Below are 11,264 nucleotides of genomic sequence, written 5' to 3' on the forward strand. Positions count from 1 at the left end.
ACATTCACTGGTAATCTGAAACCTTGTGAATATGCGCCGTCGATCCCGTGTGTCCCGTTTGCTTCCCGCCACAGCTTTGCTGGCCTCAACTGCACTTCTTTTAAGTGCATGTACGCAAGGGGTAACGGACTCCCCGGATATGGGCAAGGCAACTCCCGCTGTCTCCCCCGCAAGCAACCCGGATGGCCAAGTAATTGAGTTCGGCAACATCACTGACATGGAAGTCGCTGATGGTGACATCCTCGGTGTGCGCACCGAAGACGCACTCGCTATTGGTACAGTCTCCGACTTCGAAGCGGGTAGCCAGGTGGAACTGGACGTCGATAAGCAATGCGGAGATCTGACCGCAACCGGCGGCACTTTCGTGCTCCCCTGCGCCGATGGCGTTTATTTGATTGATGCCAAGGACCCGGATCTGGATGAGTTGCGTGCAACTGACAAGCCAGTCACGGTGGCAGCCTTGACCAGCGATGATCAGCTTCTGGTGGGCAATGGTGAAGATGAAGAACTCACCATCTACCGCGAGGGCGAAGAGCCAGAAACCTTCACCGTCGCGGGTCCCAATACCCAGCTCATCGCCGTTCCTGTCATTGATCGCCACGACGCCGTTGTGCGCACCTGGAACGAAAACACCACGATTCAAGATGTGGACTACCCCAACGACCGTGAAGGCGCGACCCTTCGCGTGGGACTCGGCGTTGGTCAAATGGCTGGTGGCGAAGACGGCCTGCTGGTGGTCTCTGATGAAATGGGTGGCCAAATTGCCATCTACAACGCTGATGATGTCATCCGACTTCAAATGACCGCCCCCACCGACGAGAACCCATGGGCCGTTGCCTGGGATTCTTCCAACGCGCTCGCCTGGATCACCTCACTGACCGAAAACACCCTGGTCGGATACAAAATCTCTGAAGGCGTGCCTGAGGAAGAACAGCGCTTAAACACCATCGCAGACGCGCAAAACCTCGTGGTATTAAGCGATTCCACCCTCGTCGTAGCATCCGCAACCGGCGACGGCATCCAAATCATCGACAACCCAGCATCTTAAAAAGGACACCCATGAGCAAGCAATCCCCCACCCGCAAGCTGCGTCAAACCGTCTACGATGCCAGCCTCAAAGTGATGTTCACCTTGCGCCCCGAACGCATCCACGGACTGATGAACAAAGCACTCGGAGTTGTCGACGGCGTCGCACCGCTAAACCGCACCATGGAAAAAATCATCGCAGTGCACGATGATTCCCTCTCCCAGGAAGTCTTCGCCGTCACCTTCCCACGACCACTAGGCCTCGCCGCAGGTTTCGACAAAAACGCATCAATGGCTGATGCCTGGGGTGCCGTTGGATTCGGATACGCCGAACTTGGCACCGTCACCGCCTCCCCACAGCCAGGAAACCCCACCCCGCGCCTTTTCCGTCTGCCTGCCGACAAAGCAATCTTGAACCGCATGGGATTCAACAACCTCGGCGCAGCAGAAGTCGCAACAAACCTGCGCAACCGGAAATCCACCGATGTCATCGGCATCAACATCGGTAAAACCAAAGTGGTTCCCGCTGAACACGCAGTAGATGACTACCGCCGTTCTGCATCTTTGTTAGGTGATCTTGCTGATTACCTGGTTGTCAACGTTTCCTCCCCCAACACTCCGGGTCTCCGCGATCTGCAGGCTGTGGAATCTTTGCGACCAATCCTCGCCGCAGTGCAGGAATCCACCACCGTCCCAGTCTTGGTGAAAATCGCACCAGACCTCTCCGACGAAGACATCGACGCCGTAGCTGACCTGGCAGTTGAGCTCAAACTCGCCGGAATCGTAGCCACCAATACCACCATTTCCCGCGAAGGCCTCAACACTCCTGCCGGTGAAGTCGAAGCCATGGGAGCTGGCGGAATCTCCGGAGCTCCAGTAGCAGCCCGATCTTTGGAGGTACTCAAGCGCCTCTACGCACGTGTCGGACAAGAGATGGTGTTGATCTCTGTCGGTGGAATCAGCACCCCTGAGCAAGCCTGGGAACGCATCACCTCCGGCGCAACCCTTCTGCAGGGATACACCCCATTCATCTACGGTGGCCCCGATTGGATCAGAGATATCCACCTCGGCATTGCCAAGCAGCTGAAAGCCCACGGTCTGCGCAACATCGCTGACGCTGTGGGCAGCGAATTGGAGTGGAAGAACTAAACAGACCAAACACACGTGCCAGGATCTTGCTGAAACAGCGGATCTTGGCATGTGTGTCTGTCTTTTGTCTGTTCTGGTGCCTCACATGCCGCTTTGGACTTACAACTTCAAAGACGTACTTTATTGCACAAAACGAACATTGAGTCCATAAAATCTCCATTTCGAGAACACCGCAAAATCAGGCAATTCTGCACGGAGCGCGCTTTCAATAATGTCACCTTGCGCTACCCACGACTCAACATCAGATCCAGCTTTCCACTGCGGACGCCCTTTGGGAGCATCTTCGGCATCAACAAAATTTGCTAACCAGTAGCGAGTCCACAGCTGGATTTTTCACTCAACTCGTTCGATAAACCTAATTCATCAGGATACGTCACAAACCGTACCCCTTTCCTCGGAAATGGCACCTTGTCCGCCCACAGCAAGTTTCGGTTTCCATATTCGAGATTTAAATATAGAGTTGGCTTCTTCATTGTGAATCATCCCCTAAGCGTGAACGACAGGCATTCCAGTCACCTGATTCTGGCTCATCACCAGCTCACGCAGTAACAACAGTATTCATCGACGAAACCACCTCAACGCTACTAGTCGATCAAAGGCTTTCTAACGGGTCGAGATTCTGGGTTAGGTGTTTGTATGGCGTTGTGGGTTTGAGGCCCTCAGAGACGATTCTGGAAGGCCACTTTCTTTTGATCCTGGCGGCGATTTTTCAGTGCTTGGTAGCGGAATGTCAATCGAGACCAAGCGTCCCCCGGCGGGTCCATTTTTGGTCTGGAATGACAGTTTCGCTCTCTGGAAACTCTCAGTGTCAGGTCAGTGGTGAACCACCATCCTTAGCAAGGAGTTCATCATGTCCATCCCCTTCTCAGTCCTTCAGGACTACCTGGATCTGATCAGTCCCGAAGCCTTACCCCAGATCCCACAGCCCCCGGCCCCTGCCCCCACAGCACCCCAGCTACCACCGGCGCCGGACCCACACAGCATCGAGTGGCCGATCTTCCCACCAGATCGAATCTCCGCCAACGGGCGACGCTACTACGAGCCACAAACACGACTCGAGTTCATGCGGATCTACACCACCCTGCCGCACGGCTACCGCCAGCCCTTCCTCACAGCCAACAACATCGGCCACTGCACCGTTCGAACCTGGCTAGCAGCAATAAGCACCTTCAGCCGGCTTCCCCATGCTTTTGATGATGCCCACCGCTTCGGGATCGAACGCACCACCCCAGTCGACGATGTCACCACACTAACGGCTGATGACAAACGTGACCTGGTCATAGGATACTTAGCTCAACCACACGGTCAGGGCCAGCAATTCCTCACGTTTTACCAACTCCGTAAGCACACCATCATGGCCTGGTGCGCCGCTATGACCGACGGGGACTTAGACGCTGATATCTCACCCCGCAAGATCGGGTTGATGACCACCCGAACCGTGGTCGAAATCGTTCGACTACGCCACATGATTGCCCAACAACTAGAAAGAGCCACGATCATGGAAAACGAGTACCTCAAAGAAATCGCAGCGCTGAAGAAAGAACTCGCGCACTACAAGCAAAAAGACCATCAGAATCAAATGGTGATCGATATCTTGGGAAAAGCTATTGGGACCAGGCCCAATCCTGGCGAGGGCTTAGACGAGGAGGACGCCACCTAAACGTGGATGAGCAACGCGCCTTTGATCAAGGACTCAAGGAAGAAAACACCTTGATCACAGATCTCACCACCTGTGCCAGGCTGAGCCATAACAAGGCATTACGGCTGATCAAGCTGTCGAAATCAACGGCGTATTACCGCAACAAGCGCGTCCCTGTCCTGCACCGAAACCTGTCCTGCAGGCCGTGCCAGCACCAACAGCACCTGGTGTGGAACTAGCAGCACCTGGTGTGGAACCCACACCAGAGCCTTGGCAGGGGAAGGAGCCAGCAGTGTCGTCGGTGCGTCAAGCGTTGGCAGAACACGAACGCCAGTTCATTGTTGATGCGATCACCGCGTACCCACAACTGAGCGTTAGTGGGGTGTTTAACATGTTGTTTAACAAAGGCATCTACCGCGCATCACTACGTACATGGTGGCGTGTTGCCAAGCAGCACAAGTTGTTACACAAAGACCGAGTCAGTGCCCTGTCCCCGGTGAAACGATCACCAACGCCACGGGTTAAGCCGAGGTTGGAAGCAACACAGCCTGGTCAGGTGGTGTGTTGGGATGTGACGTTCTTGCCGTCGCTGGTACGTGGTAAGACCTATGCGTTGCATCTGGCGATTGATTTGTTTTCCCGCAAGATTGTTGGGGCGAAGGTCGCGCCGACGGAAAATACCTCCACCGCGGTGGAGTTGTTAACGCAGGTGTTAGCGGATAATCCGGGTGTGGTGACGGTGCATTCGGATAATGGGTCGGCGATGACATCGACGAGGGTGCGGCGGTTGTTAGCGGATCATGGTGTGGCGTTGTCGTTGATTCGGCCGCGGGTGAGTGATGATAATGCGTTTGTGGAGTCGGTGTTTCATACGTTGAAGTATCGGCCGTTTTATCCGAAGGTGTTTGCATCGATGGATCAGGCCCGGGTGTGGGTGGAGGAGTTTGTGGTGTATTACAACACGGTTCATCCGCATTCTGGTGTGGCTGGGCATACTCCACAGTCGGTGTTTGATGGTAGTTGGAGGGCGGTGCATCGGTTGCGTGTGCAGGCGTTGGATGCCCATTACCGGCAGTTCCCGCAGCGGTATGTGGGACAGCCGGTGGTTCAGGAAGTTGCTGGTGTGGTGCGTCTTAATGGTGCGCGTGATGATGGGTCTGTACAGGAGAGGGTTGGTGGTGTAGCGTCGCTGTTAAGTGCTTGAGTTAGCACGTGTTCTTATCGCCCCCTGGTTCACAAACCCCTGGCAGCGAGCGGAAAAGTGCATTTTTAAGCCAAGGGCCCTCGGATCTTCGAGTGCTTTGGTCGAGTTAGCACGTGTTCTTATCGCCCCCCTGGTTCACAAACCCCTGGCAGCGAGCGGAAAAGTGCATTTTTAAGCCAAGGGCCCTCGGATCTTCGAGTGCTTTGGTCTCTTTTGCACAGCTGACCCAACCAGATCACCTAGAAACGCCAAAGGCCCCGCAAGTATCAAACCTGCGGGGCCTTTGAGGTACCTGTTTCCTATTTTGTTGACTTAGGAAGCTGCGCACGGCGGATAACCAAACCGCACAGCAAGGCAGCCACTCCCCACGCGGTGAGCCAGAACTGCTCCACGACATAAACCTGAATAGTTGGAAGCAAACGACTTACGATCACCAGGGCTACAGCGATGCTCAAAGAAATGATCTGTGTCTTTGAGCTTGGCTCGTACTTGCTGGTGGTAGCGAATGCGCCGAGAATGATCGAGGCAACGAGGATCAGAAGGAATCCTGGAGTGATCACAAACGGGCTCAGCATGCCGGCGGTAAACAGCTCAATTGCTGCAAACACCAACAAAACCAGACCTAAGGCTACGAAAGCTCCACCGATGCGGATTGCTGCCGGTACTTTACGCCAGCTGGCACGGCCTTCGAGGCTGGTGAGCTTTTTTAATGATCTTCCCGATGCTGAACTCATAATGTGACATACCCTACTAGTTCTCGTACCATCCCCACACAATTGACCTGCCAAGAGTGTGGAAATACAGGTTGAAGCCTAGAACAGTGGGGGTAGCGTCGGGGGCGATGTCGAGTTTTTCCACATCAAGTGCATGAACTGCGAAGAGGTAACGGTGCGGTGCGTGGCCAGCTGGAGGTTGCGCTCCGTAGAAGCCACGCTTGCCGGAATCACCCTTGAGGGAAACTACGCCTTCGATGCCGCCGAGGGTTTCATCGCCAGCACCGGTGGGAATCTCCGTGACAGTTGTGGGGATGTTAAATACTGCCCAGTGCCAGAAACCAGCGCCGGTTGGGGCATCTGGGTCGAGGCAGGTGATCGCGAGGGATTTGGTGCCTTCTGGAAGATCTGACCAGGACAGCTGTGGGGAAATATCGGTGCCACCGAGTTGGGCTTCGGCCAGCTTTGCACCGTTTTCCAAGTCGGTGGAGGTGAGGGTAAAGCTTGGCTTTTCACCAAGCGGTGCGTAAGGGTCTGGGCCTGGGAAACGATCGTCTTGGTAGGTGCTCATGTCTTCGTTTCTACCCCAAATCTCTAGAGTTTGTGGCGGATTCGAACTATTGAGCACTCCATCGTTGATACAGCTGCGCGTAGCGGCCATCAAGAGCAAGTAATTCCTGGTGAGTGCCGTCTTCGGTGATTGCGCCTTGTTCCATCACGATGATGCGATCGGCGACAACTGCTTGGTCAAGGCGGTGCGCAACAACCAAGGTGGTGCGGTTTCGTGCGATTTCTGTGGCGGCTTTTTCCAACATGCGGGCGTCATCGCTGCCGGCTTCACTGGTGGCTTCATCCATGATCAACACAGGTGGATTGCGGAGCACGATGCGGGCAAGAGAGATTTGCTGTTGGATTTCAGGGGTGAGTTCTTCGGCGCCGGCGCCAATTTTGGTGTCTAATCCGGATGGAAAGAAACGTCGAAAAGCAGTTGTCATTTGCCCGAGCCCGACCGACTCGAGCGCTGCGTGGAGCTGCGCGTCGGTGGCGTGCGCATTGGCCATGCGAAGATCCTCAGCCAGAGTGCCTGCGAAAAGGTGGACTTCCTGGCTGATCAGCGCAACCTGGCGGGTAGTCCACGTGTCGGAGACGGTGGCGGTGTTGATGTCCCCGACCAAAACGGCGCCGGAATCAGGGCGCTGCAGCCCCGCAATGACGCCCGCGAGCGTGGATTTTCCCGCACCAGAAGTACCGACCAGCGCTGTGGTTGTTCCAGCTTCCAAGACCAGATTGAAATCCTCCAAAATGGCCACGCCGCCGGGATATTTAAACGTCACGTCCTGCACAGTCACGGAGGGTGGTTCTGTGCAATCGGCAGGCTCAGACAGCTGTTCGGTGCGACGAGCCATCTGGGCAAGGGACACCGCGCGACCAAGAGAAGTAGACGCACTCTGAATTTCCGATGCGAAGAACAGCACGTTGAACACGTGAATTTCCATGCGCACAACCACGAAAACTGCTGCCGTTGCCGCTCCAATGCTCATCGCATCCTGGGCAACCCAAAACGCACTGAGCCCAAACACGCCAATTAGCAGCAGGCCATAAGCAATCGAACCAAGGGCGAGCAGACGAGTGAAAATCGGCGCGCGATCAGCTGTTGCTTGCACCGCAGTCCACGACGCTTGGCGCATCCGCTGCACACCCCACGCGCCGAGCTTGAGCACACGCAGTGTTTCAATGCCACGGATCGTATCGAGGAGCAGATTGTTTCGACGCGCCTCCGTACTGGACACAATATTTGTTGCCGAAGGAATAGCTCGCACGGCTTTCCGACCGCTGGGAATCAGCACCACAATCACTGCGATGAACAGGATCACAAAGGTCCAGTGAATGGTCATCAACGCGAACAAGGAGCTGGGCAGAATTAAAATCGTGATCACCAAACGCACACCTACCATGCCGACGATGCGCACAGTGTTATCGATGTCTTGCGTCAGGCGGCTAATCACGTTTCCCGTGCCCAATTCCATGACATCAGGAACCGGTGCACGCAACGCCGAAGACAGCGCAGCTTTCCGCAGATCCACCGACAGGCGACGTGCCAAGGTGTTGATCACCAATTGCAGCAGCGCGCGACCGGCAGTTTCTGCCAAAATTCCAGCGCCCACCAAACCAAGCAACCAGATCATTGCGGTCGATCCTGAACCGATCAGCGGCAACGACTGCCCATTGATCAGATCAACGGAATAGCCCAGTAGATTCGACGTGCCGACCATCGCCATGACCGTGACCACGCTAATAACCACGAAACTCACATACCACCAGGCCTTGGGCCGCGAAGGCATCGTTTTCAGCTCACGCCACGACTCCGCTAACGACGCCGGCTGCAGCGCATCCGCAACACGTGCATGCTGCGCCATCTACTTCACCCCTTCCGAAAAATCAGATTGCATCTGCTTTGCGACGCCGTGCCACGTCGGATTCGACGTAATGACGACGGTTTTCCGGCCTCGACGAAGCTTTTCGACGCGATGTGCCACTTCATCCAGGGTCACCGCATCCAACCCCGTGGTCGGTTCATCCAAAATGAGCACTTCAGGATCAGCAGCCAAGAATCGTGCCAAAGCAATCCTCTGGCGTTGGCCACCGGACAAGTTCAATCCGGCCTCGCCGATCAAGGTATCTGGAAGCTCAAACTTCCCCGGCATGTTCAGATCAGCACCCAACCGACTCAAAATGTCCTCGCAACTTGCAGCATGAAGAGCAGCCCTCAGGATCTCCGGCGCGATAGTGCCCATCGGATTCAAATTATCCTTCAGCACACCTTCAAACACGCTGACGCGGTGAGGAGCCACAATGACATCTTCACGAACCTGAAGCGCCTCCAACTCCCGATCAATCACATCGCGTGCCTCAGGTGTCGAAGGATCCCACACCGTGATCCCCTCTTCAAATTCAAAGGTGGCAGGCTGAGGTCGTGGCTTAGCGGCCGCCTTATCCAGTTCAGTGACTAAGTTTTGGACCCTTTTTGTCGATGCCTGTCCCCTAGCCCAAATCTCTGTCATCATGCCAAGCGACACACCCAACACAGTCAACGAAGGTGGCACCAGCAACGTCACCGAGATCATCTCACCACCAGTGATATCCCCGTCAAAAGCCAACAGTGACGCATAAGCCAAAAGACCCACAGAAAACACCGCTGGGACAAGTTGGCGCACAAAAGTCAGCAACGACTGCAGACGAACTTCCTTCAACATGATTGCCAAGGCTTCATCAGCCGCTGCGCCAAAGCGCTCCTCAGTTTGAGAAACAGCGCCCAAACCTTTCACCACCCTGGACCCCTGCGCCACATCGGTAGCCAAAGACACCGATTTCGACTCTGCCTCACGGCGTTTCGCGGAAATCTTAGTCAACGGAGTTGCCGTGAAATAGGAAGCCAACGCGGTAAACACTCCACCCACCACGAGTAACACCGCAATCAGCGGAGAAATCGGCGCAATAGAAATAGTCGAACCCAACAAATAGCCCACCATCATGATGGGAAAATTCAGCACCTGCTTCAACCCACCAATTTGAACCGAATCCTGATCGACCGTATTCAACACCTCACCAGGCGTCAGCGAATTACGTGGCGTAGTCACCAACTTGCCCGAAAGCTCCAGGCGCAAATTATGCACCACCCTGGCACTCGCCAAATCGGTCAACGCGTCAGCCGAGCCCTCCAGGATGTATATCACCCACAACAGCACAGCCAGCGCCACCGACACCACCAGCACCGGCATCAACTCACCTGAGCCAAACGCCCATTCCGAGCCACGACCAACCACCAGCGACACCACAGCACCAAACATGCTGGACACCAACATGCCGAACACCAACAGCCACGTAGCAGCAGGAAACGCCCACAGTAACGCCCAAGCACTTTTAACTGGCGTGGAGTTCTCCAACTTGGGAAGCAGGGGTGTGCCCTCTTGTGGAGACTCCGGAACAAACCAGGACCATGTGCGCATCCTGGGGAATTCATTTGTCATGGCGAAAACACTACCGCAGCTTTATACGGACAGTACTTACAAAGCTGTAAGTACAACTTTGTCTTTTTAGCTAATGACCTGCAGATTTGTGTTCAAGGAAAGATTCGGGCTATTGTTTATCTCGTGCCAAGGGCAATAAGCCCTAAACACCCAGCCCGGGTGGCGGAATGGCAGACGCGCTAGCTTGAGGTGCTAGTGTCCTATTAACGGACGTGGGGGTTCAAGTCCCCCCCCGGGCACAAATTAGTTAAATCACCCTGTACAAGATTACTTCTTGTACAGGGTGATTTTCTGTTTCTCCTACGGCTGCTTAAAAATAGACTGAATATTGCGACCAGCGCCGACCAATTTGTGTGCTAACAATGGGGGTTCAGATCGAAATTAATCTGCCCAGGTTTCACCGAGCAATAACTACCCTCCGCAACGGACACTGGTGAACAAATCGAGACGAGGCGATACAGATTGTGGTCTATTAAGACATTCTCATATTGGATTTCATCGCAAGTGCTGGTTTGGGCATTCTATTTCTTGGTACTCAGAGTATTCCTCGAAGATCAGTTTCCTGCTCCGGGTGAAAGCTATTTTTGGTTGTCGGTGCTCGTCAATTGTTTGTTCCCGTTGTTTTTAATAATCAGGTGGCAAAAACAATAATTGCCCATCAGGTTTTGATGCTTCTACCTAGCTCAAGACTTATGGCTTCTAGGAGCAGCTCCTGGAACCAAAAAGTGCCTCTTACTTCCCCTTGGGCTGTGATGACAGGACTTTGGCGCGGGGTTGCCTCTGACATCGTTTGAGCTCTCCATCCTTTTCATTTCGCTATTCTGGTATCCATGAGTCCCACCGTTTTGCCTGCTACACAAGCTGACTTCCCTAAGATCGTCGATGTTCTGGTTGAAGCATTCGCCAACGATCCAGCATTTTTACGATGGATCCCGCAGCCGGACCCCGGTTCAGCAAAGCTTCGAGCACTTTTCGAACTGCAGATTGAGAAGCAGTATGCAGTGGCGGGAAATATTGATGTCGCGCGTGATTCTGAGGGAGAAATCGTCGGCGTCGCGTTATGGGATCGGCCAGATGGTAATCACAGTGCCAAAGATCAAGCAGCGATGCTCCCCCGGCTCGTCTCCATTTTCGGGATCAAGGCTGCGCAGGTGGCGTGGACGGATTTGAGTTCGGCTCGTTTCCACCCCAAATTCCCCCATTGGTACCTCTACACCGTGGCAACATCTAGTTCTGCCCGTGGAACGGGTGTTGGCAGTGCGCTTCTTAATCACGGAATCGCTCGCGCGGGTGATGAAGCTATCTATTTGGAGGCGACGTCGACTCGTGCGGCTCAACTATATAACCGTCTGGGATTTGTGCCCTTGGGTTATATCCCCTCAGATGATGATGGCACTCCTGAACTGGCGATGTGGAAACCGCCAGCGATGCCAACTGTTTAACCCTGAAGGCGATTTAAGGGGTCGAGGATCTCAGAGTAGGCCACGGTGTGGGTGAGGCCTTTT

Annotated in this window: 10 protein-coding genes and 1 tRNA gene; 7 read left to right on the top strand and 4 right to left on the bottom strand. The window is 54.5% G+C overall.

Annotated features, from left to right (window positions below):
• The first annotated feature begins 25 nt into the window (after window positions 1-25).
• The 5 genes from KW808_RS08280 to KW808_RS08300 all read left to right on the top strand — a co-directional run bounded on the left by KW808_RS08280 (window position 26) and on the right by KW808_RS08300 (window position 5,018).
• Window positions 26-1,048 carry a hypothetical protein gene (locus KW808_RS08280; RefSeq protein ID WP_499651903.1) on the top strand — a complete coding sequence of 341 codons (1,023 nt, stop codon included), beginning with the start codon at window positions 26-28 and terminating at the stop codon, window positions 1,046-1,048.
• A gap of 11 nt (window positions 1,049-1,059) precedes the next feature.
• A complete protein-coding gene (locus KW808_RS08285; RefSeq protein WP_003860029.1) occupies window positions 1,060-2,175 on the top strand; it encodes a quinone-dependent dihydroorotate dehydrogenase in 1,116 nt (371 codons plus the stop codon).
• Between the two features lie 850 nt (window positions 2,176-3,025).
• Entirely contained in the window at window positions 3,026-3,835 is an 810-nt protein-coding gene (locus KW808_RS08290) for a hypothetical protein (RefSeq protein WP_034983451.1), read from the top strand.
• Between the two features lie 2 nt (window positions 3,836-3,837).
• A complete protein-coding gene (locus KW808_RS08295) occupies window positions 3,838-4,053 on the top strand; it encodes a hypothetical protein (protein ID WP_499651905.1) in 216 nt (71 codons plus the stop codon).
• Window positions 4,020-5,018, top strand: a complete 999-nt coding sequence (locus tag KW808_RS08300; protein ID WP_499651907.1) for an IS3 family transposase — start codon at window positions 4,020-4,022, stop codon at window positions 5,016-5,018. The genes KW808_RS08295 and KW808_RS08300 overlap by 34 nt, the downstream gene beginning before the upstream one ends.
• Window positions 5,019-5,317: 299 nt before the next feature.
• Here KW808_RS08300 and KW808_RS08305 read toward each other — a convergent pair whose 3' ends face one another.
• The 4 genes from KW808_RS08305 to KW808_RS08320 are packed head-to-tail and all read right to left on the bottom strand — an operon-like array spanning window position 5,318 to window position 9,759.
• The gene (locus KW808_RS08305; protein WP_003856120.1) at window positions 5,318-5,752 is read right to left on the bottom strand and encodes a hypothetical protein; all 435 of its coding nucleotides are present in this window, start codon (window positions 5,750-5,752) and stop codon (window positions 5,318-5,320) included.
• Between the two features lie 16 nt (window positions 5,753-5,768).
• Window positions 5,769-6,302 (bottom strand): YbhB/YbcL family Raf kinase inhibitor-like protein, encoded by a 534-nt coding sequence (locus KW808_RS08310; RefSeq protein WP_003856119.1) that lies wholly within the window; start codon window positions 6,300-6,302, stop codon window positions 5,769-5,771.
• 46 nt (window positions 6,303-6,348) lie between these two features.
• On the bottom strand, window positions 6,349-8,148 hold the full coding sequence (locus tag KW808_RS08315) for an ABC transporter ATP-binding protein (RefSeq protein WP_003862337.1): 1,800 nt from the start codon (window positions 8,146-8,148) through the stop codon (window positions 6,349-6,351).
• On the bottom strand, window positions 8,149-9,759 hold the full coding sequence (locus tag KW808_RS08320; protein ID WP_230622939.1) for an ABC transporter transmembrane domain-containing protein: 1,611 nt from the start codon (window positions 9,757-9,759) through the stop codon (window positions 8,149-8,151). It abuts the gene before it with no gap.
• Window positions 9,760-9,912: 153 nt separating this feature from the next.
• Between KW808_RS08320 and KW808_RS08325 the strand changes: the two genes are divergently transcribed.
• Together KW808_RS08325 and KW808_RS08330 are read left to right on the top strand one after the other, a co-directional pair.
• Window positions 9,913-9,998, top strand: a tRNA-Leu gene (locus tag KW808_RS08325).
• 591 nt (window positions 9,999-10,589) lie between these two features.
• Window positions 10,590-11,201 carry a GNAT family N-acetyltransferase gene (locus KW808_RS08330; RefSeq protein WP_003862331.1) on the top strand — a complete coding sequence of 204 codons (612 nt, stop codon included), beginning with the start codon at window positions 10,590-10,592 and terminating at the stop codon, window positions 11,199-11,201.
• Window positions 11,202-11,264: the final 63 nt, after the last annotated feature.

The sequence above is a fragment of the [Brevibacterium] flavum genome, from assembly GCF_019317305.1.
Lineage (GTDB): Bacteria > Actinomycetota > Actinomycetes > Mycobacteriales > Mycobacteriaceae > Corynebacterium > Corynebacterium glutamicum.

Bases quoted from the DNA above. Each gene is read 5' to 3' on its own strand.
- KW808_RS08285 (WP_003860029.1), top strand. From the start codon at position 1,060: ATGAGCAAGCAATCCCCCACCCGCAAGCTGCGTCAAACCGTCTACGAT.
- KW808_RS08290 (WP_034983451.1), top strand. From the start codon at position 3,026: ATGTCCATCCCCTTCTCAGTCCTTCAGGACTACCTGGATCTGATCAGT.
- KW808_RS08305 (WP_003856120.1), bottom strand. From the start codon at position 5,752: ATGAGTTCAGCATCGGGAAGATCATTAAAAAAGCTCACCAGCCTCGAA.
- KW808_RS08310 (WP_003856119.1), bottom strand. From the start codon at position 6,302: ATGAGCACCTACCAAGACGATCGTTTCCCAGGCCCAGACCCTTACGCA.
- KW808_RS08315 (WP_003862337.1), bottom strand. From the start codon at position 8,148: ATGGCGCAGCATGCACGTGTTGCGGATGCGCTGCAGCCGGCGTCGTTA.
- KW808_RS08320 (WP_230622939.1), bottom strand. From the start codon at position 9,759: ATGACAAATGAATTCCCCAGGATGCGCACATGGTCCTGGTTTGTTCCG.
- KW808_RS08330 (WP_003862331.1), top strand. From the start codon at position 10,590: ATGAGTCCCACCGTTTTGCCTGCTACACAAGCTGACTTCCCTAAGATC.